Origin of the sequence: Solibacillus isronensis (assembly GCF_023715405.1) — a bacterium.
GTDB classification, from domain to species: Bacteria; Bacillota; Bacilli; order Bacillales_A; family Planococcaceae; genus Solibacillus; species Solibacillus isronensis_B.
Window position 1 is genome coordinate 337,785 of record NZ_JAMBOC010000002.1, and the last position, 24,232, is coordinate 362,016.

The 24,232-nt window shown below is 38.7% G+C and carries 26 protein-coding genes and 1 other annotated feature; of the genes, 13 read left to right on the forward strand and 13 right to left on the reverse strand.

The features are described from left to right. Positions 1–24: 24 nt before the first annotated feature. The 5 genes from M3166_RS13440 to hemE all read right to left on the reverse strand — a co-directional run bounded on the left by M3166_RS13440 (position 25) and on the right by hemE (position 5,061). Entirely contained in the window at positions 25–600 is a 576-nt protein-coding gene (locus M3166_RS13440; RefSeq protein ID WP_251690368.1) for a TetR/AcrR family transcriptional regulator, read from the reverse strand. A gap of 85 nt (positions 601–685) precedes the next feature. Then, positions 686–1,177 carry a FixH family protein gene (locus M3166_RS13445; protein WP_251690370.1) on the reverse strand — a complete coding sequence of 164 codons (492 nt, stop codon included), beginning with the start codon at positions 1,175–1,177 and terminating at the stop codon, positions 686–688. Positions 1,178–1,386: 209 nt separating this feature from the next. Next, positions 1,387–2,820, reverse strand: coding sequence for a protoporphyrinogen oxidase (hemY, locus tag M3166_RS13450; protein ID WP_251690371.1), 1,434 nt, complete (start codon positions 2,818–2,820; stop codon positions 1,387–1,389). A gap of 12 nt (positions 2,821–2,832) precedes the next feature. Continuing rightward, positions 2,833–3,765, reverse strand: coding sequence for a ferrochelatase (hemH, locus tag M3166_RS13455; protein WP_251690373.1), 933 nt, complete (start codon positions 3,763–3,765; stop codon positions 2,833–2,835). 234 nt (positions 3,766–3,999) lie between these two features. Further along, positions 4,000–5,061 (reverse strand): uroporphyrinogen decarboxylase, encoded by a 1,062-nt coding sequence (gene hemE, locus M3166_RS13460; protein WP_251690378.1) that lies wholly within the window; start codon positions 5,059–5,061, stop codon positions 4,000–4,002. 211 nt (positions 5,062–5,272) lie between these two features. On the opposite strand from hemE, the gene M3166_RS13465 reads away from it, so the two are divergent. The 3 genes from M3166_RS13465 (at position 5,273) to M3166_RS13475 (ending at position 6,977) form a co-directional block, all read left to right on the forward strand. Beyond that, entirely contained in the window at positions 5,273–5,779 is a 507-nt protein-coding gene (locus tag M3166_RS13465) for a Target of RNAIII-activating protein (RefSeq protein ID WP_251690380.1), read from the forward strand. Between the two features lie 122 nt (positions 5,780–5,901). After that, the gene (locus M3166_RS13470; RefSeq protein WP_251690382.1) at positions 5,902–6,453 is read left to right on the forward strand and encodes a chromate transporter; all 552 of its coding nucleotides are present in this window, start codon (positions 5,902–5,904) and stop codon (positions 6,451–6,453) included. After that, the gene (locus M3166_RS13475; protein ID WP_251690384.1) at positions 6,450–6,977 is read left to right on the forward strand and encodes a chromate transporter; all 528 of its coding nucleotides are present in this window, start codon (positions 6,450–6,452) and stop codon (positions 6,975–6,977) included. The genes M3166_RS13470 and M3166_RS13475 overlap by 4 nt, the downstream gene beginning before the upstream one ends. A gap of 64 nt (positions 6,978–7,041) precedes the next feature. Here the strand turns inward: M3166_RS13475 and M3166_RS13480 are convergent, their stop codons facing one another. Together M3166_RS13480 and M3166_RS13485 are read right to left on the reverse strand one after the other, a co-directional pair. Further along, positions 7,042–8,220 (reverse strand): ABC transporter permease, encoded by a 1,179-nt coding sequence (locus tag M3166_RS13480; RefSeq protein ID WP_251690386.1) that lies wholly within the window; start codon positions 8,218–8,220, stop codon positions 7,042–7,044. Next, the gene (locus M3166_RS13485; protein ID WP_251690388.1) at positions 8,204–8,953 is read right to left on the reverse strand and encodes an ABC transporter ATP-binding protein; all 750 of its coding nucleotides are present in this window, start codon (positions 8,951–8,953) and stop codon (positions 8,204–8,206) included. The genes M3166_RS13480 and M3166_RS13485 overlap by 17 nt, the downstream gene beginning before the upstream one ends. Positions 8,954–9,263: 310 nt before the next feature. Between M3166_RS13485 and M3166_RS13490 the strand changes: the two genes are divergently transcribed. From M3166_RS13490 to M3166_RS13510, 5 genes are all read left to right on the forward strand, one after another. Beyond that, on the forward strand, positions 9,264–9,683 hold the full coding sequence (locus tag M3166_RS13490) for an HIT family protein (protein WP_008406458.1): 420 nt from the start codon (positions 9,264–9,266) through the stop codon (positions 9,681–9,683). Positions 9,684–9,863: 180 nt separating this feature from the next. Continuing rightward, positions 9,864–10,232 (forward strand): YtxH domain-containing protein, encoded by a 369-nt coding sequence (locus tag M3166_RS13495; protein WP_251690390.1) that lies wholly within the window; start codon positions 9,864–9,866, stop codon positions 10,230–10,232. Between the two features lie 183 nt (positions 10,233–10,415). After that, positions 10,416–10,979, forward strand: coding sequence for an HTH-type transcriptional regulator Hpr (locus tag M3166_RS13500; protein ID WP_251690456.1), 564 nt, complete (start codon positions 10,416–10,418; stop codon positions 10,977–10,979). Positions 10,980–11,119: 140 nt separating this feature from the next. Beyond that, the gene (locus M3166_RS13505) at positions 11,120–11,659 is read left to right on the forward strand and encodes a DUF3267 domain-containing protein (RefSeq protein WP_251690392.1); all 540 of its coding nucleotides are present in this window, start codon (positions 11,120–11,122) and stop codon (positions 11,657–11,659) included. A 34-nt stretch (positions 11,660–11,693) separates the two neighbouring features. Then, entirely contained in the window at positions 11,694–11,879 is a 186-nt protein-coding gene (locus M3166_RS13510) for a hypothetical protein (protein WP_079524475.1), read from the forward strand. A gap of 96 nt (positions 11,880–11,975) precedes the next feature. On the opposite strand, the gene M3166_RS13515 is transcribed toward M3166_RS13510, so the two are convergent. Next, the gene (locus tag M3166_RS13515) at positions 11,976–12,086 is read right to left on the reverse strand and encodes a YjcZ family sporulation protein (protein ID WP_008406467.1); all 111 of its coding nucleotides are present in this window, start codon (positions 12,084–12,086) and stop codon (positions 11,976–11,978) included. 147 nt (positions 12,087–12,233) lie between these two features. Between M3166_RS13515 and M3166_RS13520 the strand changes: the two genes are divergently transcribed. Continuing rightward, a complete protein-coding gene (locus M3166_RS13520) occupies positions 12,234–13,082 on the forward strand; it encodes a peptidylprolyl isomerase (RefSeq protein WP_251690393.1) in 849 nt (282 codons plus the stop codon). A 45-nt stretch (positions 13,083–13,127) separates the two neighbouring features. Here M3166_RS13520 and M3166_RS13525 read toward each other — a convergent pair whose 3' ends face one another. Beyond that, on the reverse strand, positions 13,128–13,466 hold the full coding sequence (locus tag M3166_RS13525) for a zinc ribbon domain-containing protein YjdM (RefSeq protein WP_251690394.1): 339 nt from the start codon (positions 13,464–13,466) through the stop codon (positions 13,128–13,130). A gap of 249 nt (positions 13,467–13,715) precedes the next feature. On the opposite strand from M3166_RS13525, the gene serC reads away from it, so the two are divergent. After that, positions 13,716–14,813: a 3-phosphoserine/phosphohydroxythreonine transaminase gene (gene serC / locus M3166_RS13530; protein ID WP_251690396.1), complete on the forward strand. Its 1,098-nt coding sequence runs from the start codon at positions 13,716–13,718 to the stop codon at positions 14,811–14,813. Positions 14,814–15,064: 251 nt separating this feature from the next. Here serC and yhaM read toward each other — a convergent pair whose 3' ends face one another. After that, positions 15,065–16,000 carry a 3'-5' exoribonuclease YhaM gene (gene yhaM / locus M3166_RS13535; RefSeq protein ID WP_251690398.1) on the reverse strand — a complete coding sequence of 312 codons (936 nt, stop codon included), beginning with the start codon at positions 15,998–16,000 and terminating at the stop codon, positions 15,065–15,067. 281 nt (positions 16,001–16,281) lie between these two features. Here yhaM and M3166_RS13540 point away from each other — a divergent pair, with 281 nt between their 5' ends. Continuing rightward, a complete protein-coding gene (locus M3166_RS13540; protein WP_008406474.1) occupies positions 16,282–16,467 on the forward strand; it encodes a YhzD family protein in 186 nt (61 codons plus the stop codon). Between the two features lie 106 nt (positions 16,468–16,573). Here the strand turns inward: M3166_RS13540 and M3166_RS13545 are convergent, their stop codons facing one another. From M3166_RS13545 to M3166_RS13555, 3 genes are all read right to left on the reverse strand, one after another. Continuing rightward, a complete protein-coding gene (locus tag M3166_RS13545; protein ID WP_251690400.1) occupies positions 16,574–17,743 on the reverse strand; it encodes a hypothetical protein in 1,170 nt (389 codons plus the stop codon). Between the two features lie 125 nt (positions 17,744–17,868). Continuing rightward, positions 17,869–18,651, reverse strand: a complete 783-nt coding sequence (locus tag M3166_RS13550) for an enoyl-CoA hydratase (RefSeq protein WP_251690402.1) — start codon at positions 18,649–18,651, stop codon at positions 17,869–17,871. 66 nt (positions 18,652–18,717) lie between these two features. Continuing rightward, positions 18,718–20,403 carry an FAD-binding dehydrogenase gene (locus M3166_RS13555; RefSeq protein ID WP_251690403.1) on the reverse strand — a complete coding sequence of 562 codons (1,686 nt, stop codon included), beginning with the start codon at positions 20,401–20,403 and terminating at the stop codon, positions 18,718–18,720. Positions 20,404–20,780: 377 nt separating this feature from the next. Continuing rightward, positions 20,781–21,026: a binding site (T-box leader), on the forward strand. Between the two features lie 75 nt (positions 21,027–21,101). On the opposite strand from M3166_RS13555, the gene serA reads away from it, so the two are divergent. After that, a complete protein-coding gene (gene serA, locus M3166_RS13560) occupies positions 21,102–22,727 on the forward strand; it encodes a phosphoglycerate dehydrogenase (protein WP_251690405.1) in 1,626 nt (541 codons plus the stop codon). 224 nt (positions 22,728–22,951) lie between these two features. After that, on the forward strand, positions 22,952–24,223 hold the full coding sequence (locus tag M3166_RS13565; RefSeq protein WP_251690407.1) for a polysaccharide deacetylase family protein: 1,272 nt from the start codon (positions 22,952–22,954) through the stop codon (positions 24,221–24,223). Positions 24,224–24,232 lie beyond the last annotated feature (9 nt).

The window sequence follows — 24,232 nt, forward strand, 5'->3', positions numbered from 1 at the left end:
AACCACTTCACCAGGAAGTGACTGCTACTTTTTCTTTGCCAAACCACGGAAAATGGTTTCGCTGAATAATGTCAGAATTTCTTGTTCGTTGAGTGGTTCTTTATGTGTCAACTGCCAGTCTACAATAAAAGCCAAATACGATTTAAATAATAAAAAAGCCACATGCTCAGGATTACAGTCAATAACCTCATCTTTTGCAATGCCATTACGAATACGCATCGAGACGTAAGAAATGATTTCCGACTCGATTTTCAACAGCATCTGCTGTACTTCAGGAGTTCCAAGTGCTGTTTCCTCTTCTATTAGTTTGGCAAACAGTAAATGACGCTCACGGAATTGCAGCATTTTCATCAATGCTGTATGGGCATTTTGCATAAAGCTCGCATTTGCATCGATTAGCTGATCTGTTTCACGCTTCATTTCACCGATTAAATGGAATACAACTTCCTGAAACAGCTCTTCTTTATTTTTAAAAAAAGTATAAATAGTCCCTTTTCCTACATTTGCAATTTTAGCAACTTGTTCAATCGTTGTCGCTTTATATCCAAATAATGTGAAAGATTTTGTAGCAGCTAATAAAATTTCATGTCGACGATCCATAAATCCACCTCCTCAAAAAAGTGACCAAATGAACACTTCGGTCATTCAGTCACTATTATACACCCATTTTCTTATATTGCAATATTTAATGGTTATGATCGTCTTCTTTTTCTTCTGAGCTTTCTTCGTCATGTTCCATCGAATTAGAACTTGTATCTTCCAGCACTTTGCTCATATCTGGGTTGCCGACAATCAGCTCCTGCTTTGGCATCACGTGCATACCACGCGCCGTCGTATGGGCAAACATATAGTATACGCCATCATGGTCAAACGTATAGTCAGCGACATAGATTCCGTCTTCTGTCAGTTCTCCGTCCAGCATCTCCCCTTCATCGCGAAGGCCAGATTCCCATACTTCAAACTTCACTTCTTTCGCATCATTTACCGCTTCATCATCTTGAGTCACACGTGCCGCAAGCTGAATCGTTTCCCCAGCATTCAATTGTTCAGCCGTTTGAATATGTACATCTACAATTGCCGGTACCTCGGCAGTATCAAGTGTCTCCACTTTTGGATCATCCCCACACCCAACTAACAAAAAAGGTACTGCAACTAAACTGTAAAACCACTTTTTCATCGTGAAATCTCCCATCCTTGCTATAATTATGTAATTTATTGCAATCTTTTCTCCATCCTTCTTAGCGTACTAAAAAATCCGGACAGATGCATTACTATAATTAAGATAAATTTGTGAACCATTCGGAAAATCTTCAAACAAGAAATGCTGCATTAAAAGCGGTTCACTTTTAATACAGCATGTCGTTCAACTAGTCTATTGAATTGTTGTTACATTGCTAATTTTGATTCGGCCAACTGGTTGAGTAATTGCTCGGCTGTATTTCTTCCTTGTAAAACACAGTCCGGAATACTAATTCCCTCATAGGAGCTTCCTGTTAATAAGACATTCGGAAACTCTTGATAAAACTGTTTTTTCATAGTTGACATACGAGACTCATGACCAATTGTATATTGAGGCATTGCTTCCTTCCAGCGTGCAACTGTCGTCAACAATGGCTGGGCATCTAAACCTACCGCCCGTTCCAAATCCTGCAATACGATTTTTTCAATTTCACTGTCGGAGAGCTCCACAATCGATTCATCCCCTACACGGCCAATGTATACCCTAAGTAGTTCATGGCCATCCGGGGAAACATTATCCCATTTCCGGTGACTCCACGTACAGCTTGTAATGGCAAAATGACTATTGCGTGAAACGAAGAAGTTAAGTGCATCTTCATATTTTTGCATCGAACCTTTTTCAAATGCCATCGTAACCGTTGCGATTGTAGCATAATTCATATCCGGAACTTGCTGCATCGTTACAGAGTCCGGGAAAATTCTTTTCGTTACATTAAACGGTGTCGTTACAATGATGTTATTTGATTGAATGGACGTCCCATCATTCAATTCAATAAGATGAGTATCATCATTATTTTTTTCAATGGAATTCACTTTCAAACCTTTTAAAATCGTTACATCGGTTAACGCATTTTCCAAAGTTTCAATTAATGATTCCAGCCCGTTTTCAAATGATTCATAATGTAGTTCACCTGGAGTGTCAACGAGTGCGTAAATACCTTTACCGGTTTTTTTCATACCGAGCAGCAAACTGCGATAATCCTTTTCCAACTGATAAAACTGCGGGAACATCGATTGCATGCTAAGATGGTCGATATCACCTGCAAATGTACCTGCCAACACCGGCTCAACTAAATTTTCTACAACTTCTTTACCAAAGCGTCGATTGAAAAATTCACTAATCGGTTCGTCTGCCGCATGCGGTAATTTCGGTAATAACAAATCCCCTGCTGCGCGGAATTTCCCCATTAGAGATAGAACATTCGATTTCATGAACGGGAGGATTTTAGGTGACCCTCCGAGCAGGATATTACTCGGAATTTGGTGCAACTTGCTACCAACTGCGATGAATGTTCGACCATAATTATTTTGAATCATCTCATGTTCGATATTTAAATCACGTGCCAACTTTCGGACACTGCTACCTGTATCAAAAAACGATTCAGGCCCACGTTCGATAATATATCCATTTTGACGTACTGTATGGATTTTACCACCTAAACGTAGTGACGCTTCGATCAGCACGATGTCTATCGGTAAATTATGCGCCTTCGTTTTTTGCTGTAAATAGTATGCCGTCGTTAAACCAGTGATGCCACCGCCAACGATAACAACCTTGTTCCTTTTTAAAGTCACCCTCATCATCACTCTCTACTATTTCGCTAATTTTTTATTGATAGCATCTACCATTGCATCAATGAATAAAGGATGTGTATTTGGCATTGTCGGGCGATAGTAGCTTGCACCGATTTCGTCACAGACAACTTTACACTCAATATCATTATCATATAGCACTTCTAAATGCTCAGTAACAAATCCTACTGGTGTATAGATGAATGCTTTATAACCTTTTTGCTCAAATAATTCCTTCGTTAAGTCCTGTACATCCGGTCCTAGCCATGGCTCTGGTGTTTGTCCGGCTGACTGCCAGCCTACTTCAACATTCACAATATCAGAAGCCTCTTCAATTAAACGTGCTGTTTCGATTAACTGCTCTTCATACGGATCGCCCGCAAGCTTAATTTTTTCCGGCAATGAGTGGTTGGACACGATTAAGCAAGCATTTGCGCGCTCTTCTTCTGTCATTTTTGCCAACTCGCCATTCACGGCATTTTTCCAGAATTCAATAAATTTAGGCTCGTCATACCATGCTTCAACAGAAGTGATATTTAACGTACCGCCTAATTTTTCAGCAGCTTCCTTTGCTCGTCCATTGTACGATTTAATAGAGAAAGTTGAGAAGTGTGGTGCTAAAACGATTGATACCGCTTCAGTGATTCCTTCTTTCACCATTGCTTCTACTGCATCTTCTACAAATGGTTCAATATGCTTTAAGCCGATAAATACTTTATATTCCACTTCGTCCTGTACTTCGTTCAAACGTGCACATAATGCATGGGCTTGTGCTTCCGTCATTTTCGCAAGCGGAGAAATACCGCCGATTGCACGGTAACGTTCTGTTAAGTCGTCCAAATGTTCCTGGCTCGGTTTGCGGCCATGACGAATATGTGTGTAATAACGTTCGATATCTTCTTCTTTATATGGCGTACCATAAGCCATTACTAATAACCCGCGTACTTCTTTCATGTAAGTTCACCTCTGCATGTTTTTTAACACGTTTCTTTTTTAGTAAGTATTAAAGATTCTTCATCTTAATAAGGGGTTGATTTACATTCCGGGTCGGACGCTTTCCGCGGGCACGGCCAGAGCCTGTAGTCTCAGGCGTCGTACTGTTCCCGCTGGAGTCGCCTCCCCTCCATTCCAATCAACTTTTCATCTATATAGTTTTCTCACCTTCACCGGTGAATAATCAAATTAAATTTATTGTTGTATTGAACGTTTTGCGATTTGTTCGCGGCTGTATTCGTGTACAAATGTTGTTAGTCGTTTTAATACAGCTGGATCTACTTCTGGGAAGACACCGTGGCCTAAGTTGAAAATATGTCCGCCTGTATGCGCTAATCCTTGATCCACAATATCTTTCGCTCGTGCTTCGATTACGTTCCAGTCAGCAAGTAATAATGTAGGATCCAAGTTCCCTTGTACCGCTTTTGTTACGCCGCGAGATTCTGCTTCACGGATCGGCAAACGCCAGTCCAAACCTACTACATCAACTGGCAGGTCATGCCATTCTTTTACTAAATGTGATGCACCTACACCAAATTGGATTAACGGTACATTTAATGCGCGCAATTCAGCAAAAATGCGTGTCATCGTCGGCTTGATAAAAATTCGGTAATCTTCTACATTTAATGCACCAACCCAAGAATCGAAAATTTGGATTGCCTTTGCACCAGCTTCTACTTGCGCTGTAATATCCACAATAATCATATCAGCCAGTTTTTCCATTAAAGCAAACCATGCTTTTGGCTGTGAAACCATGAATGATTTTGTTTTAGCATAGTTTTTGCTTGGGCCGCCTTCGATCATATAGCTCGCAAGCGTAAACGGAGCACCGCCAAAACCGATTAACGGAACATTTAACTGTTCTGTCGTTAACATTTTAATTGTCTCTAGCACGTAAGGTGTATGCTCTTGTGCGTTGAAATCACGTAAGTTTTCTACATCAGCTGCTGAACGGATAGGATTTGAAATAACCGGACCGATTCCCGCTTTTATTTTTACATCAATTCCCATTCCTGGTAAAGGGGTAACAATATCTTTATAAAGAATCGCTGCATCTACATTGTATTGATCAACAGGTAAACGCGTCACATATGCACATAACTCCGGCTGCATTGTAATCTCTTCTAATGAATATTTTTCTTTTATTTCACGATATTCTGGCTGTGAACGGCCTGCCTGGCGCATAAACCAAACTGGTGTATGTTCTACTTGCTCACCGCGAGCAGCACGTAATAATGTGTCATTAAATTTCATCATTTTTGATTTCTACCCCTTAAAGTAAATTCTTTTTTATTTTATACCTCAAAAACGTCATTGATATCCATCATCGACTATAAACTTTTCATAAATAATTGTATAGATTTCTTCAATAAATGTCATGAATTTGTCTTTTCTGCTATAGAACTTTTTGACAAATGGCTTGAATATCTTTATAAATGGAAATAATAGTGTAAGGAGGTCGGTATATATGAATTTTTATGTAACTTCAGGAACACCTGACTATATGGAAAATTTAATCACAAAAAATCCACAGCACCCTTTAATTTTATTGCACGGAAATGGTAATTCAGTGGTGTTGCATGAAACAGAGAACAAATCTATTTTCGCAGTACCCCGCAAGTTTGAAGTTATTGCTCAAGATGGACAGTTTACACAAAAGGGCTATTATACTTTTTTCAATATGCCCATTATGTCAGATGAGCGCCCGGTTTTCGAGAAAAAAGCTCTCGATGTCATCCCTGCTTTGAACTCCAATGACGCTGTAATTGCCTATCGTTTACTGCGTCCGATTAAAGCAGAAACCTATTTATTTATTATTCAATGGGGCGGGCCTGCTTCTTATGAAGTCTGGAAAGCCAGCAATGAGTATAAGACTTCATTTGCCCCTATCTTTGAAGGCACGACACAAGTGCTACAGTCGATGTTTAACTCATCATCCTATATTACGACATATAGTGCAGCTTCAAAAGAATAATGCTTTTATAAAAAATGCTACGATTGTGTTTCGTAGCATTTTTATATAAAATAATACATATTTAGAAAATCTTTCGTTTTCCGAACTATTCTGCTTCTCACTAAACAAAAGGCGGTTATTATGTGAAAATACAAATTCAGTTGTTTAAAGCTTTCTTTGTTTCAGGAATTCTTGGATTCGGGGGAGGTCCGACAATCATTCCATTGCTTCATAAAGAAGTGGTTGAAAAATATAAACTTATGACAGATGATGACTTTTCTGATGTGTTATCGATTGGAAACACATTGCCTGGTCCAATTGCTACAAAGATGGCAGGCTACATTGGTTACCGTATAGGCGGTTTTCTCGGATTAATTAACGCTCTGTTTGCTTCGGTTATGCCTACTGTATTATTAATTATTTTATTATTAAATTCATTAAACCAATTCAGTAACTCTGACTTTATCAACAACATGTCTAATGGCGTCATACCCATTGTGACAGTGATGATGGGGATTTATGCATTTGACTTTTTAAAGAAATCGCATAAAGCTTTAGGTCTAAAAATCAGCGCAATTATTTTCGTGTTCAGTTTTATAACGATTGTTTTATTCGATCTCCACCCTGGGATTATCATCGGTTCCCTCTTAATATTGGCGCTGGCATTGCCCAATAAAGGAGGAAAAGAACAATGATATTTTGGGAGCTTTTTATTGCATTTTTAATACCGAACCTTTTGGCATACGGAGGCGGGCCTGCTTCAATCCCGTTAATTGAACATGAAGTGGTAGACAGGTATGAGTGGATGACGCAAAGTGAATTCAGTGAGTTTCTTGCTTTGGCAAATTCATTGCCCGGTCCTATCGCAACGAAGATGGCGGGTTATATCGGCTTTGAAGTTGGTGGTATTTCAGGGAGTATTATAGCGTTATTTGCGACAGTAGCCCCCACCCTGATTTTAATGATTACACTTTTGAATCTTCTACAAAAATATAGAGATTCGCCTAAAGTAATGCGGTTATCAAGCTTTGTATTACCTGCAATTGCCGTATTATTAATTACATTAACATTCGATTTTGCCAAGTCTTCCTATGAATCAAATAAACTGATTCCAACGATTTTAATGATTGTCGGCAGCTATATTGCTCTGGAAAAATTCAAAGTTCCTTCTATTATAGTAATCGCCGCCGGATTATTAATTGGCGGATTCTTGTTATAAACATAATAGGCACCCATTTTCGCTCTAGAAAATGGGTGCCTTATTTGTTGTACAATTCTATTTATTATTTTGACATTCTCATCGTCAGTTCACTGACTGCGATAATGACAATTGGAATAATGTAAAACTGCGGCTGCATGACTGCACAAAGTGTCACAATAATAGCCTGTACAATGCTTAGTTGACGAAGCAGTTTTGCGACAGCCTGTTTTCTCGTATCGCGAGGGATCGGGTAAAGCATGTCCATTCGAAAATCCCCTGCTGACATGAGGGCATACTTAAGCTGAAGGGTTGTCGCAAATGCAAGTGCTCCTGCAACGATCCAAGTTACAAATGGAATCGTAATAAACATCGCAATAACAGCTGAAATCGCCGTTAACCGTACCCATAAATAAAAATGGTCATCTGTACGGATAAACGTGCGGTAAATTAAATATGCCTGTGTATTTTCCTTTTTATAGCTGATTGCTTTATACGCAATATCCAGCCATGCACGACGTTTTACAGAGCCCTTTAAATGCGGGACATCTGTGAAGTAGTTGGCAAAACGGTAAAAACGCATCATGCGGTTTTGCTCAAGCTTAATAAAATGTTCGTAAGGCACTGGATTGTCCTGCACTTTTTTCTTCAATGTAAATGTATAATAAGCCATCATAATAAGAAATACGATGCCCAGCAAACCGTCTGTCAATGTCATTTGAATCCCGATAATCGACACAATCGCCCGCACAAATCGGTCGAGTACAATGGCATTCCCACGATTTGCATAACGGTAATTGAATTCGGCGCGCACATTAATAAATTTCAGCACCGCGATAAATAGAGCTGTCAGCCAAATTTCAGCTACGCTAAGTGTCGTAACTTCTTTCAATAACGGAATCGTTATAATATACAGAACGACCGGCAACAATAGCTGTGACCAAAACGTCCAGTTCATCGCCTTTTTGAAATAGTTCGGCATTTGGCTTTCTAGCGGCAATAAGTATACTTGATCGGGTTCTTTCAGCAATGTGACAGGTCTACTTAATGCAACTAAGAACCCGATTACAAGGGCAACGAGCCATTCTGCCGGAAAATCAGGCTGCACGACCTTCAGCCATTCACTGTACTGATATCCCCCTGCCCCTGCGATAAAGACAAGGACAATCGCAATATGCCCTGTAAAGACGAAGCGCATATACTTCATCACTTCGCCGATGTAATGCTCGAAGCGCTTAGCCCATACACTATGCATGCTGTTCATTGTCCTGCTCCTTTGTCATTGCAATATACAAATCATCCAGTGTCGCAGTCGGCATATTGAACGCTTTGCGCAAATCATTCATTGTTCCTTGCGCACGAACACGTCCTTCATGAAGTAAGATGATGCGGTCACAATGTTTTTCTGCAGTCGATAAAATATGTGTCGACATTAAAATCGATGCCCCTGCACGTTTTTTATCATCCATTTGATCAAGCAATGACTGAATGCCGAGCGGGTCTAAACCGACAAACGGCTCATCGATAATATATAAACTTGGATCGACTAAAAATGCGCACATAATCATTACCTTCTGGCGCATCCCTTTAGAAAAGTGCGAAGGGAACCAATTTAATCGCTTTTCCATACGGAATTCCTTCAATAAAACTTCAGAGCGTTCTTCCAATGTTCTCTCATCTAAACCATAGGCCATTGCCGTTAATTGTAAATGTTCTTTTAATGTTAATTCTTCATATAGTACGGGTGTTTCCGGAATATAGGAGAAGCTTGATCGGTACTTGTCCAAATTTCCCTTTAACGTCACACCGTTTAAACGAATTTCTCCAGAGCGCGGTAAGAGCGTGCCAATAATATGCTTGATCGTCGTACTTTTCCCAGCACCGTTAAGGCCGATTAATCCAACGAGCTCTCCTTTGTTAATTTCAAATGATAAATCTTGAATCACAGGCTTTCTCGTATAACCACCTGTTACATTTTGCAGTTGTAAAATTGTCACAGTCGTCACTCCTCTTTTCTAAAATTTAGTTTATCAAAAGCGAATAAAATTGAACACTGAATGCAACACTCAATTCAAAGAACAAAAAGTAAATCCTTCATATAAGAAAGTAGTTTTCCGAATAATCTATGATAGAATAAAGAAAAATAATAGTATCTTCACCATAAATTGGGGTTGTACAGTTGATTTTTATTGTTGGCGGATGCTTTCGAACGGAAATTGCCGCCCTGTACTCCACATAACTTACAATAACATTATTTTCTAACTTCTAATGGTGAAAATCAAAAATAAAAAAGGAGCGATAAATAAGATGAGTGATTGCTTATTTTGCAAAATCATTGCCGGTGAAATTCCAAGTATTAAAGTTTATGAGGACGAGCATACTTTTGCCTTCATGGACATTGCCCCATTAACAAAAGGCCATACACTGTTAATCCCGAAAACACATTGTAAAGATCTATTTGAAATGTCAGAAGATGTAGCACGTAATTTATATGCTGCTGCCCCGAAAGTGGCTAATGCCATTAAAGCTGCTTTTAACCCGGCTGGTATGAATACGATTAATAATAACGGTGCTGAAGCAGGCCAAACCGTTTTCCATTACCATCTGCATCTCGTTCCCCGCTATGACGAAAAAGATGGACTAGTTGTCAACTGGAATGGTCGTTCACAGGAATTCCCGCCAGATGTGCTGTCGACACTTTCTGAGGAAATTAAATCACATTTATAATTGCTCCTATCAGTTATATTTACACGACTGTATGAGGAGACTATGGCCAGCATCTTTTTCATCTATGAAAATGCTGGTTTTTCTTTTATTACTTCCCCGCCCAATCTTTCCAATGTTTATCGGAACATGGATTTGGAAAAAGATTTGGATAACAAATATAAATAAAGTGAGGTTATCAATATGAAAGCAAAATCATTTTTACTAGGTATTACAACTGGCATCGTTGGCGGTGCGGCTGTTATTTTATTTACAGCACCGCAATCAGGGACAGCTTTACGACAAAACTTATTGGAGAATACTAAAAAGGCCACATCAAAGCTCCAAGACGTACAACATGAACTAAATAACGTCAAGCAATCGATTACAACTTTAAAGGCAGAAGTACAAAATAGTATGCCTAGTATAGTAAATGAATTAAAGGATAATTTCGCAAATTTCAAAACCCAGATAGAACCGGAAGCAATAAATTTAAAACAAGAAATCGAGAAATTACAGAATTCTATAAGTGAAATCGAGAAAAATATACCTTCAAATAGAAATAACGAGTAATGAACAGCGATTCACCAATATAACTTTAGAACTACATTAAAGTTTGAAAACGGTCAATTTAATCCCAAAATTATCTTTTTATAGCATAAATCAACCAATGTTGAATTATTCCATTTTTCTAACTTTAAACTCTTTTCTTTTATTGCTATAATAATTTTAAAATGTAAATGAAAGAAGAAGGTGATTGCTTTGACAGAAGATTTATACTCACAACGAGAGGCTATGTTATTTAGCCAAAGAGTCGCACAACTTTCGAAAGCACTATGGAAAGCTATCGAAAAAGATTGGCAAACATGGATTAAACCTTTTGATTTAAATATTAATGAACACCATATTTTATGGATTTCATATCATTTGAAAGGTGCCTCCATTTCAGATGTAGCTAAATTTGGTGTCATGCATGTATCTACCGCTTTCAACTTTTCAAAAAAATTAGAAGAACGTGGATTACTAACTTTCTCAAAACGTGATGAAGACAAACGTAATACATATGTTGAGTTAACTGATAAAGGCGCAGAACTCATTCTACGTATGTACGATCATTATCACGATACAGAACATACGATTTTAACAGGCGCATTGCCATTAAAAGAACTATACGGACGTTTCCCTGAGTTTTTAGATGTAATGGCTGTTATTCGCAATATTTATGGGGATGACTTCATCGAAATATTTGAACGTTCCTTCTTTAACTTTAAAGAAACAATTGATGACAAAGGTAAGCCATCAATCACTACAACTTTATAAAACTCCCAGTAAGAAATGTCGCCAATTTAAATTGATGACATTTCTTTTTTTATTTATTATAGTTAGTTTTATGTTTAATAATGTTTCGTTAATGGAAAAGCATTATACGTCCTTTTCCATAATGTTTTAGGGGGGCTCACATGCATTGTTGGAAAACGATCAACATTGAGCGAGAGTATGGTACGGGAAGACTTGTATTATTGGCAATCACTCTTTTCGTCCTTGTATTTTGCTTTTCATACATTGCATTTAGTTTTAATTTTAACGGTAAGCATATCGATCGACATTTATGGTTAGTTTTATTAGTAATACCTTTTATTTATCCTATGCATAAATTAATACATTATTTCGCTCTCTTTCAACATAGAAAATCACTCGTCATTCGCTTTAAAATTCAACATCTCATGCCGGTTGTCCGGATGCGCCTGCAAAACGGCATTCCAAAAAAGTCTTACCTTTTTGCACTCGTAACACCTTTTATCGTTATTAATGCTGCATTGATCGCTGGGGGCATTTACTATCCTGAATATGCGCATTATTTCAGTGGTTTGCTCGCATTTCACTGCTGTATATGTCTTATGGATTTTTTATATGTGAAAAATTTAATGTATGCACCAAACAATGCTATAATTGAAGAAACGCCAAGAGGTTATGAAATTTTAGTTCCGCTTGATATTTAGGTTTTTATTGATGCTTTAGAGGGGAGGAATAAATTTGTTACTACTTGTTGTGATCTTATTTTCAGTAATATACTTATTCCAAATAAATCGAATGACTGCGGCGCTATGCAGTCGACGTGAAATTCCAGAAGAAAAACAGCCAAAAATTTTCCGTACGATTAATGTACTGATTACAATTTTACTTGTAAGCATGTACGTTGAAGTACTGCTTGCCGTTTAAAAAAATTTTATTTATGTAATAATTTTTTTGTCCATACTTTAATAATTGGAAAAGGTGTGTTAAAAGCCGTAAAGACTTTTAACACACCTTTCTTTCTTAGTAGATGAAAGCTGCACCTACAATAATTAATAAGATAAACAACACAACTAATAAAGCAAAGCCAGAGCCGTAGCCTGAGCCGCCGCCATTGTAACCTCCGCCACCCATATTGCCACCTCCCTTCTCTCTTTCTCTCAATATCGTATGCACCTGTTGATACAAAACTTAGGCACTCTTCACATGCAACCATTTTGTTTTTAAATCGTTTATGTTATAGTTACAAGTGCATTAAAGTTAAGTTAGGAGCGTATTCAAATGAAAAAGACCATTTTTGCATTAACAGTTGCTGCTTCAATCGGTTTAGCTGCATGCAGTAATCCTGGAGATGAAGTTGTCGTATCAACAAGTGTAGGCGATATCACTCAAGAAGAATTTTATAATTCAATGAAGGACATCGCAGGTGACCAATTACTGCAACAAGTAGTAGTTGAACAGATTTTAAACGATAAATATAAAGTAACAGATGAAGAAATCGAAGAAGAATTGAAGGGTGTAAAAGAGCAGTATGGCGAGAGCTATGAGTCTGTTTTAGCACAAAGCAATTTAACGGAAGAAACGTTAAAAACAAATATTCGTTTCACATTGTTACAAGAGAAAGCTTTAAAAGATGTTGAAGTAACTGACGAGGAAATCGAAAAGTACTACAACCAAGCATCTCAAGAATTAAATGCTCGCCACATTTTAGTGGAAGATGAAGAGACTGCAAAAGAAATCAAAGCTAAATTAGATGCTGGAGAAGATTTTGCTAAACTAGCGAAAGAATTCTCAACTGATCCTGGTTCTGGAGCACAAGGCGGAGATTTAGGTTGGTTTACAGTAGGTACAATGGTGCCTGAATTCAACGATGCTGCATATGCATTGGAAATCGATGAAATCAGCGAGCCTGTACAATCTGAACATGGTTTCCACATCATTCAAGTGACTGAAAAACGTGATGTTAAAGATTACGGTAAACTTGAAGACAAAAAAGAAGAAATCCGTGAGTCAATTGCAGCTACAAAAGCTGATTGGAACACGAAAATGGCAGAGTTAATCAACGATGCAGATGTAAAAGTTAAAGACAAAGATTTAAAAGACGCATTTTCAGGCTTCAAAGCTGAATAATCGTTGACATATGAATGCGAGACCCACAAACGGGTCTCGCATTTTTTAGTTTTTCTTTACGAATTCCGATTTCAGCTTCATTGCACCAAAACCGTCGATTTTACAATCAATATTGTGGTCGCCTTCTACAAGTCGAATGTTTTTAACACGTGTACCGATTTTTAACGTAGAGGAGCTTCCCTTTACTTTTAAATCCTTTACAACTGTTACGGTATCACCATCAGCCAACAGGTTACCGTTTACATCACGAACGACTAATCCTTCTTCTTGCACTGTTTCAACTGCTTGAGACCATTCATGCGCACATTCCGGGCACACATAATTTTGTCCATCTTCATACGTATACTCTGATCCGCATTCCGGGCATTTCGGTAATTGTTCCATTTTTATTTACCTCCTGTATTTCATCCCCTCTATACTCGCATAGTTCCTGTTTATAAACAAGGTTATAAAAGTAAATATGCTCAAAACACGAACATTCCCTTTTCCTTTGTGACAAAAATCTATAAATTTTCTATAAGTTCTTCTCTTTTATGACTATTAAAAAAATAATTTCAAGAATTTTCACATATTTGTTCGGAAAGGGTATATTATCAATTTATATTCTAATTCTAAAATTCAGGAGTGATTGCATTGACAGTAACAACTAAACGCGCATTTAACTTTAATGCTGGTCCATCGGCATTACCATTAGAAGTTTTACAAAAAGCACAGGCAGAGCTAGTAGATTTTAAAGGTACTGGTATGTCTGTAATGGAATTAAGCCACCGTAGCGCTGCATTTGAAGAAGTACATAATGAAGCGATTGCAAATTTACGCCAATTATATGAAATCCCTGAAAACTATGAAGTACTATTTTTACAAGGCGGAGCAAGCCTTCAATTTTCAATGATTCCAATGAACTTCTTAAGTGAAGGTCAAAAGGCGAGCTATATCCAAACAGGTGCATGGTCAGAAAAAGCCTTTGCAGAAGCGAAGCTATTCGGGACACCTGTAGAGGCAGCAAGCTCAAAAAGCAATAACTACAAAAATATCCCGGCTCTTTCAGATATCCAAATCGATGAAGATACAGCATACCTTCACTTAACATCAAACAATACAATTTTCGGGACACAATGGAAAACATTCCCGACTACTGGTGACCTTCCACTAATTGCGGACATGTCTTCTGATATTTTATCGAAGAAAATTGATGTATCGAATTTTGCCATGATTTATGCAGGTGCACAGAAAAACTTAGGTCCTTCAGGTGTAACTGTTGTCATCATCCGTAAAGATTTTCTTGAAAAAGCAAATTCAAATATCCCGACAATGCTGAAATACGCAACACATTCTAAAAATAACTCGTTGTACAATACGCCTCCTACTTTCGGTATTTATATGTTAGGCGAAGTATTAAAATGGGTGAAAGCTGAAGGTGGCTTAGAAGCGATCGAGCAGCGTAATGAAGAAAAGGCGAAGTTTATTTATGATGTAATCGACAATTCGAACGGCTTCTACTACGGGCATGCAACTGAAGATTCACGTTCATTGATGAACATTACGTTCCGTGTAGCAGATGAAGAGCTGGAGAAAAAGTTCCTTGCTGAAGCAAAAACAGCCGGATTTGTCGGTTTAAACGGTCACCGTTCTGTAGGAGGCTGCCGCGCTTCTACTTACAACGCTGTCCCAGTCGAAACATGCAAAGCCCTTGCTGATTTCATGTTGAAATTCCAGCAGGCTAATCAATAACAAGTAAAACCATAACTCATAATTAAAGGCCGTTCAAATTTTTAGAATTTGAACGGCCTTGTTTAGTTCCTGCTCTTTATACATTGTTCTCCGTTACGGCGGACGCTTTCCTGGGGGCACGAGGCCAACACGATGTTGGTCACAAAAGCGTTGCCACAGGACGTGGCGCTCCTAGCTTTTGTTCCAAGTCTCTCCCACGTGCTTTTCCCCTGGGAGTCGCCGCCTTGACTCCGAACAACTAAATTTTCAGCTTAAATCATCGGTTTGTAGAATGAACGGTTATCTAATGGGAATAGACGCTCTGTAAATTCACCCGGCTTCGTTTTATCAAGGGCACGTGTCAGCATATTCATCTTCGCATCGATATTATCAATATAGTGCAGAATTTCCGCTTCCTGAATCATAGGCTTTTTCGGGCTGCCCCACTCTTCTTTTCCGTGATGTGACAACACTAAATGTTGAAGCAGCATCACTTCTTCACCTTCGATTTTCAGCTCATTGGCAGCTTGACCAATTTCATTGACCATAATCGAAATATGACCAAGCAAGTTGCCTTCCACCGTATACATAGTACCTACCGGACCGCTCAGCTCAATGACCTTACCGATATCATGTAAAATAACCCCTGCATATAATAAATCACGGTTCAGCGTTGGATATAGATTACAAATCGCCTCACTTAATTTAAGCATCGATACAACATGGTCAAGTAAGCCTGACGCATAGTCATGGTGATTTTTAGTTGCTGCAGGGTAAATCAGTATTTGATCTTGATATTTTTTTGTAAGATTGCGTGTAATACGCGAGATATTCGGATTTTGAATTTGAAAGAAGTACTGTGTCAGCTCTTCAAATAATTGTTCCTTTGGCACCGCAGACGTTGGCAAAAGATCGCTGATTTGAACGCCTTCCTCATCACGTGCAGGTCGGATTTGTTTCACACGCAGTTGGTTTTTTCCACGATAGTCGTGAATCTCTCCCCCAACTTTCACAATAACCTGTGCACGGTATAGATTTTCATGTTCCTCGTTTGTATCCCATAGCTTCGCTTCAATATCGCCGCTACGATCCTGTAAAATTAGTGACATAAAAGGCTTACCGACAGTCGTTACGCCTTTTTTTGCTTCTTTTATCAATAAATATTGGTCCACTTGTTCACCAGGTTGGAGTTTTGTAATTCCATTCACAAGCAATCGCCCCTTTATAACTCTATTACAATTTATTGTAACATGTATATGCGTTATTTATCGATTAAAAGACTATCAATTGCTCCTCCGTTACCGAAAGCTGAATTTTTTTCACAAAATAGCGTTTAGCAACCCAAAAATCCGGGTAAATTTCGATGAATTAAAATGTTCATGAACAGTTCATAAACTGCAAATATTTCTCGAATAATGATAGCTGCTTCGTGAATTTTCGGAAAATTTCTAGTATAATTATATTATCTTGCTTATAAAGGGTGGTTTAAATGGAGAATTATCGTTTTACTGCATTTGAAAAAACTGGGGAAACATTATTTGATGAAGTGTGGAATTTCGCAAACGATGATGCTGCAAAAATCGAAGGTCAAAAGCAAATCGAAGAAAAAGGTATTGCTGAGAAAACACACCGATTAGTAAACTCATCAGGTAAATTAATTTTATTCCACGTTTAAAATTAAACGTACATAATGAAACTATCAATCCGGCTTTTACCGGTAGTTGATCTTCCGCCTATGCGGGATAAATAAGAGGTGCCCTGAAATTCAGGGCACCTCTTTATTATACTAAACGTTTGATCGCCCCATAGAGCTCTTCATTTGTTGGTACTTGCAAATACATGCGCAGCCTTACAATACGATTCAATTCCTTTTCAATCATACATCGTGCATACGTCACACGATCTTCAGTAGCATACATCTTCCGGAACTCTTCCTGCATATTATACATTTCATTAAAATCGCTTAACACTAGTTGAAGTTCTTTTTCATTTAATAGATATTGCTCTACTAAATTGACAAGCTCCTCATTAAAGATCTCCAGCATTTTAACGGCATCATCTTTTATAAATAGATCAAGCACTTTTTTGACAAGCGTCGTCGTCAATATACTCCCTATAATAAGACCGATGATCCCGCCGATTAAGCTAATGACAGTTGTACTAACATTCGGAATCGATAAGCCGACTCCTCCACCTACGATTAAACCAATAATACTCCCTGCAACACTTGCAGCCGTTTTGGAAATATTTTTAAATAGCTGTGCCGGAGACATCTGCTTTTTAATTGCGCGAATTATATCGACGCTCGACATGACACCTGTTACGATTGCTCCTGTTACAACATTTGCATTCAGTAATGTGATAGCTTTTTTAGCTATAACAGAGCTGTACATCGCCTTTTTCGTGGCCGTACTAGCCATCCTCTTCACTACTGCTTTTGCACCGTTTTTCTTTACGGCACTTGCAATACCTTCATCCAGCTCAATATGGTCAACAATATTCAGGTTGTCGATTTGCTTTTCAATAATTTCTTCAGCAAATGGCTCTCCTATAACTGTTAAACCTGTCAGTACAGCATTTTCAACTGCGGTACCTCGTTCTGCACCATTCCACTTACTTTGGGCGAAAGAAATTGCGGTACTCATTCCGATCGTTTCTTTCTTAAAATCGATGCAGCCTCTTTCATCAATGACTAGATTATGGATATTTCCAGCATCTAATATGTGACGAACTTGCTCATATGTGAATGCACCTTGTTTAATAATATCGCTATTATTAAAATGTGCATGTATTTCATTATATTGCTCAAAAGGAACTTCCAAGTAATTACTTTGTTCCTGATCTAGCTGTTTTAGTTCAATTTCGCAAATTGCAATCGCATCATTTACATTGGGACAATACACATTGTGTACGATTTGTCGCCGGTTGTTTGATAGCCAAATTTGGTCCATGAAGTTACCTCCATTTTTCGTCTTTCACTATCATATAAGCATTCGGTAATGTTGTACAGTAATATTTTATTTCCCAATAAAAAAGAAGGAGCCAGCGTTGTTTCACCAGCATCCTCCGATATTATTTACTTTCCTTCAAATTGCGGCATTCTCTTTCCAACGAAAGCCTGAATACCTTCTAAATGGTCTTGTGTTTGGCGCATTTTCACCTGTCCTGCCGATTCGCCTTCCAATATCTGCTCTAACACAGGCAAGTTCGCATTATGCAATATCAGCTTAGTTTCAATCTTCGCCAAAATTGGTGATGCTAACAGCTTGCCAACAAGTTGGTCAACTGTTACTAATGCCTGACCATCTTCCACATTATAATCAATGAGTCCTAATGTTAACGCTTCATCGCCGCTTAACACTTTTCCTTCCCATATCATTTGCTTTGCTTTTGGTGTCCCGAGACGTTCCTTCATAAAGAAGTGTCCTGCACCGTCAGGAACTAAACCGATTCCGATAAAGTTCATCGCTAATTTACTAGATTGCTCCGCAACGATGATATCGCTTCCTAATGCCAGACTAAATCCTAAACCGGCTGCAGCTCCATGAATTTGTGCAATCGTAATCATCGGAAGTGTATAGTAAGCCTTCACTAAACGTGAAATGTCTTGCATAATTGTTCCAAAATCAGAAAAGTCGTCTGATGAAACCATCATTTTTACATCGCCACCAGCAGAGAAGACTCTCCCTTCCCCTCTAATGATAAGAATTTGAATATCCTTTTCATTATGTAGCGCTTCAAAGCAATCCGCCAACTCGCGCATCATCGTAAAATCCATTGCATTCATAGCATTTGGGCGATTTAATGTTAATGTTGCTTTTCGCTCCGCAATTTCCAAGTTAATTGTTTCAAAATTCAATTGTATACACCCCTTATTTATGAATAATCATTCATTTCGACAAATGACTTCATATCTCCTTTATTTTCATACTTCTAACACTTTAGCTTTGTTCGGTACCGGCTTATAATTGGCTAAATATTTACCGACCTGCAATCCAGTAAATAAGCATCCTCCTAAAAACGTCCCTTCCAATGAGCGGTAACCATGTACCCCACCGCCACCAAAGCCGCTGACTTCTCCTGCCGCAAAGAGTCCTTGAACAGGGTTGCCCTCGTCATTTATTACTTGCCCGTTTAAATCGGTTTGTAATCCCCCTAATGTTTTTCTTGTGAGTATATTTAAGCGTACGGCAATTAACGGGCCAGCTTTCGGATCCAAAATTTTGTGGGGCTTGGCTGCACGGATCAATTTATCACCGATATAGTTTCTCGCTCCATGCATAGCATTAATTTGTGCATCTTTTGAGAAGAGATTTTCGATTTCACGGTCCCGCGCTAAAATCTGTTCTTTAATTTGCATAAAATCAAGCAAGTCATTACCTGCCAGTTTATTCATACCATCCACTAAATCTTTTAAACTATCCGCTATGACAAAGTCTTCCCCGTTTTCTTTGAATGCCTGAACGGCTTTAGGCGGCCCTGGTAAAACACGCTTCAGCACGTCCTTTATGCTTTTATTTGTCAGATCCATATTTTGCTCAGAACCGGATAATGCAAATTCCTTTTCAATTATTTTTTCCGTCAAAATAAACCAGGAATAGTCATACCCTGTTTTTTGAATTGCTTCTAGTGTGCTGAGGGTATCAAAACCGGGAAAGTTCGGTGCTTTAAATCGGTTTCCTGTTGCATCAAACCACATCGATGACGGTCCGGGTAATATACGAATCCCATGGTTTTTCCATATCGGATCCCAGTTTTTCAACCCTTCCGTATAATGCCACATCCGGTCTCGATTGACGATCCGTCCGCCTGCCCGCTCGGTAATTTCGAGCATTTTCCCATCAACAAATGCAGGTACGCCGGACACCATATTTTCCGGTGGAAGACCTAGTCGTGACGGCCAATTTTCTTTGATAAGTTCTAAATTTGCTCCGATGCCACCGCTAGCTACTACGACTGCATCAGCTGTATATTCAAATGTTCCGATGATTTCTCTTGAACTTTCTTCCCCGCGGCGAATGATACTATTTTCTAAAATATTGCCTTGAATGCCGGTAACTGCACCATCTTCAGTCATTAAATCCGTTACTTGGTGACGTGGCAAATAATCGATTAAACCACTTTCCGAAGCTTCCAATACTTTATTCGAAAATGCCTCTACAATCGCGGGTCCAGTTCCCCAAACGATATGAAAGCGGGGAACCGAATTCCCATGTCCGCCAGCTAAAGCACCTCCACGCTCTGCCCAGCCAACAACCGGGAAAAATTGAATGCCCTGTGATTTTAGCCAATCATATTTTTCTCCCGCTGCAAAATCTACATAGGCCTTTGCCCATTCATATGCCCAGTAATCTTCATCCTCTAACCGGTCGAATCCTGCAGAACCGCGCCAATCTTGCCATGCGAGCTCCTTACTGTCTTTTATACCCAACCTTCTTTGTTCAGGGGTATCTACTAAAAACAGTCCCCCAAATGACCAAAATGCCTGACCTCCGATTGAATTTTCGGGCTCTTGATCAACAAGCAATACCTTTTTTTGCGCATCTATGAGCTGACAAACCGCAGTTAATCCTGCTAACCCCGCTCCAATTACGATTGCATCATAATACATTTTCTACTCCCCCTTTGTCAGTGCATATGTTATACAATTTCGTGGTATTTTTTATTTCACCTTCTTTATTATTTTTCTTTAAAGCATTGAAAATTTAAAACAAGGGAAAATTTTAGTGAAATAGTAAAACCGTTATTTTTCCGATGAATTCTACAAATCATTATTTTTCTGTAAATTCAAACAAATCCCTTTAAATCAATATCGTTAGCGCTTTCATACTTTTCCTAAATTACGAACATTAAATTTAGAAACCCTAAATATAGTTCGTGAAACAACCATATATCCGCTAATTAATTCACTAATTATTTATTAATTTTGAAAATTCCGTTGACAAAGATGAACAATCAGGTTTATGATGTTATCAAATTTAAAAACGAAAAACTATTGTGATAGAGACATACTATTTAGTTTTGTATAGCAAAGAGAGCTGGTGGTCGGTGTAAACCAGTGTATACGCTAAATAAGTTCCACTCTTGAATAGAATAGCCGAAAATCCCAAGTAAGTTATTCCGTCCCATGCACGTTACGCATATTGATAAGGTTGTATGACTATTTTTTCAAATAGTCGGCAACGAATAAGGGTGGTACCGCGATTTGTTTATTGAATGCCTTTCGCCCCTTACGTTATTCGTAAGGGACGGAAGGCTTTTTTTGTATAGTAATTTAAAAATAATAGTGAAATTTAAGGAGAGATTATTATGACAGCAACACAATTAATCGAAAAGGCAACAAAAACAATCAACGTATTCATTGCAGATCCACTAAGTGATGACGGGATTTTCCCGCTTCGTCAAGAAACAGAATTAAATTTAAACATCATCGTCGATACAGGATTATCTCCAGAACAATTAATCGCTCGAATTGCAGATGTGGATGTATTACTTGTCCGCTCTCAAACAACTGTTACACGCGAAGTTATTGAAGCAGCGAAAAACTTGAAGTTAATCGGGCGTGCCGGTGTAGGTGTTGATAACATCGATTTAAATGCCGCGACAGAGTACGGAATTATTGTTGTAAACGCTCCAGACGGGAACACGAACTCTGCGGCTGAGCATACAATCGCAATGATGACATCACTTGCCCGCTTTATTCCACAAGCATTCAACACATTAAAGAATGGTAAATGGGATCGTAAATCTTATGTTGGGGTTGAACTTAAAAACAAAACATTAGGTGTAATTGGGATGGGCCGTATCGGTGCTGAAGTGGCTTACCGTGCAAAAGGTCAACGTATGGACGTGATCGCCTATGACCCATTTTTAACTGAAGAGCGTGCAAAAGAATTAGGTATTACAAAAGGTACTGTTGACGAAGTATGTGCTGCAGCCGACTTTGTAACAGTTCATACACCACTTTTACCTGAAACTCGTAACATCATTAACAAAGAACGCTTTGCCATTATGAAAGACGGTGTCCGTATTATCAACTGTGCTCGCGGCGGTATCATTAACGAAGATGATTTATACGATGCGATTGTTGAAGGTAAAGTAGCTGGTGCTGCACTAGATGTATTCGTACAAGAGCCCGCAACAGACCATAAACTGTTAACATTGCCGCAAGTGATTGCAACACCTCACTTAGGTGCATCTACAGTGGAAGCACAGGAATCAGTAGCAGTCGACGTATCAAACGATATTATTAAGTTCTTTAAAACAGGTACTGTAACAAATCCGGTAAACATGCCATCTATTCCGAAAGAAAAGCTTGCGGAAGTAGAGCCATTCTTCGCATTAGCTGAAAAGCTTGGTAAGTTTTTAATTCAGGTTACAGAAGAAAGCATCAAACAATTGAACATTTCTTACGCTGGTGAAGTCGCTAACTTTGATGTACGCCCATTAACAGCAAATGCTATTAAAGGTCTGCTTTCAACGAACCACGGCTCTCACGTAAATGATGTAAATGCACGTTACTTGGCTGAGCGTATCGGCATTCAAATTAATGAGCATAAAACAACAACTGCTAAAGGCTTCACAAATTTAATTACGGTCGAAATCGTGACAGAAACAGAAAAACATACTGTAGCTGGTACGTTATTAAATGGTCTTGGTGCCCGCATCGTTAAAGTGGAAGGTTTCGTAGTGGATGTTATTCCTAACGGCAACCTGCTTTACATTAAAAACCAAGATAAGCCAGGTTCAATCGGCCGTGTAGCTACTAAGCTGGCAGAAAAAGATATCAATATCGCAACAATGCAAGTAGGTCGCGATCAAATCGGCGGCTCTGCAGTCATGATGCTTGTCGTAGATAATGAAGTAACAACAGAAGATTTAATTTTTGTAGCACAACTTGAAAATATTGATGAAGTAAAAGCCATTTCACTTTAATCATTCCTACTACTGATGAACGAAAATTTCCTTCATCAGTAGTTTTTTGTTTTAACATATTCCCCATTCGCATACATAAGTTTAAAGGACGATTTTATCTTTTATTATTTGAAACTTCGATTGGATAAAATCTTACATAAAACTTGGCGAAAGTGAAGACCCCTACCCGATTCCCACCAACCGTTCACTCTATTCGCTCACTTTTTACTAAAAGGAGAGTTTAGTTGAGAAAAATACTTTATTTCTTATTAATTGTTTTCTGTATCGTTGGTGTTTCCCTAGTAAATAACGGGCGTGTCCATGCAGCAGCCCCTTCTGCCACAATTAAAATCACGGCAATAGAGACCGGAGTATTTGATGAAACTTTAAAGCAAAAAGTGATTACACTGTCTAAAGCAACACCCGTTATCGTACTTTCAGAAGCGGATGGATGGGCTGAAGTTCAATATAAAACGGTGATCGGCTATATTCCAAGCGAATATTTAATGTCTGCAACCCCTCAATATATGCTCGTACAAGCGAAAGAAGAGCCACTTGTGCGTGTGACGAATAAACAAGAGAGCGAGATTAAAGGAAAACTTCACTTAAATACAATTGTAGAGCTTTACGGATCTGCAACTGCCGACTTTGTTTTTGTAAAATACGGACGTCTTACCGGTTTTGTCAATCAGCAGGCACTTGTGAAACCTGCTTCAAAAGCGATGATCGTCAAAAGCTCAGCCGATTTAGTTGTAAGAGAGATTGCCAGTTCTTCGAGTACTGAAATTGGTGTATTACGTAAAAACAGCCCTGTTAAAATGCTTACTAATTTAAAAGGTTGGGCGTTTGTCACAACGGATAAGCTATCTGGCTATGTGCTGACGAACGGACTGGTTACACCACCAGTTGAAAAGGAGAAACCAGAGAAGCCAGAGAAACCAGTTAATCCTAAACCAGCAACGGATAAGAAGATCGCCTTAACATTCGATGATGGCCCCCACCCAAAGGTGACGAGACAAATTTTAAAAACATTGGAGAAGTATGAGGCAAAGGCGACGTTTTTTGTTGTAGGGCAAGAGGTGAAGGAACATCCAGAAATTTTAAAAGCCGTATATAACGCGGGCCATGAAATCGGCAACCACACATTTAATCATGAAAGACTGACAACATTAACACCTGAGGAAATAAAGAAGCAAATCCAGTCAACCGATGCAATTATTAAATCGACTATCGGTCAACGGGCAACCGTCTTCCGCCCGCCGTATGGGAGCTATGATGAAACCATTACTGATCAATTAAATGTTCCGAATGTGCTGTGGACAATTGATACACTTGACTGGAAGCATCGTGATCCAGAAAAAACGGTGCTGGCAGTAAAAGAACATGCAAAAAATGGGAGTATCATATTAATGCATGATATTCATCAGGCAACCGCCGATGCATTGGATGATGTGCTTGCAACACTACAAAAACAGGGCTTCGAATTTGTGACTGTCTCCGAACTGTTAGGAAAATAATAAAAGGAC

Coding starts and splice junctions, on each gene's coding strand:
- M3166_RS13465 (WP_251690380.1), top strand. CDS start 5,273: ATGAATTTTTATGTAACTTCAGGAACACCTGACTATATGGAAAATTTA.
- M3166_RS13545 (WP_251690400.1), bottom strand. CDS start 17,743: ATGGACCAAATTTGGCTATCAAACAACCGGCGACAAATCGTACACAAT.
- M3166_RS13515 (WP_008406467.1), bottom strand. CDS start 12,086: ATGGGTGGCGGAGGTTACAATGGCGGCGGCTCAGGCTACGGCTCTGGC.
- M3166_RS13475 (WP_251690384.1), top strand. CDS start 6,450: ATGATATTTTGGGAGCTTTTTATTGCATTTTTAATACCGAACCTTTTG.
- M3166_RS13555 (WP_251690403.1), bottom strand. CDS start 20,403: ATGTATTATGATGCAATCGTAATTGGAGCGGGGTTAGCAGGATTAACT.
- M3166_RS13525 (WP_251690394.1), bottom strand. CDS start 13,466: ATGGAACAATTACCGAAATGCCCGGAATGCGGATCAGAGTATACGTAT.
- M3166_RS13540 (WP_008406474.1), top strand. CDS start 16,282: ATGGAGAATTATCGTTTTACTGCATTTGAAAAAACTGGGGAAACATTA.
- hemH (WP_251690373.1), bottom strand. CDS start 3,765: ATGAAAGAAGTACGCGGGTTATTAGTAATGGCTTATGGTACGCCATAT.
- M3166_RS13495 (WP_251690390.1), top strand. CDS start 9,864: ATGAAAGCAAAATCATTTTTACTAGGTATTACAACTGGCATCGTTGGC.
- M3166_RS13505 (WP_251690392.1), top strand. CDS start 11,120: ATGCATTGTTGGAAAACGATCAACATTGAGCGAGAGTATGGTACGGGA.
- M3166_RS13490 (WP_008406458.1), top strand. CDS start 9,264: ATGAGTGATTGCTTATTTTGCAAAATCATTGCCGGTGAAATTCCAAGT.
- M3166_RS13480 (WP_251690386.1), bottom strand. CDS start 8,220: ATGAACAGCATGCATAGTGTATGGGCTAAGCGCTTCGAGCATTACATC.
- M3166_RS13440 (WP_251690368.1), bottom strand. CDS start 600: ATGGATCGTCGACATGAAATTTTATTAGCTGCTACAAAATCTTTCACA.
- M3166_RS13520 (WP_251690393.1), top strand. CDS start 12,234: ATGAAAAAGACCATTTTTGCATTAACAGTTGCTGCTTCAATCGGTTTA.
- serA (WP_251690405.1), top strand. CDS start 21,102: ATGACAGCAACACAATTAATCGAAAAGGCAACAAAAACAATCAACGTA.
- M3166_RS13445 (WP_251690370.1), bottom strand. CDS start 1,177: ATGAAAAAGTGGTTTTACAGTTTAGTTGCAGTACCTTTTTTGTTAGTT.
- hemY (WP_251690371.1), bottom strand. CDS start 2,820: ATGAGGGTGACTTTAAAAAGGAACAAGGTTGTTATCGTTGGCGGTGGC.
- hemE (WP_251690378.1), bottom strand. CDS start 5,061: ATGATGAAATTTAATGACACATTATTACGTGCTGCTCGCGGTGAGCAA.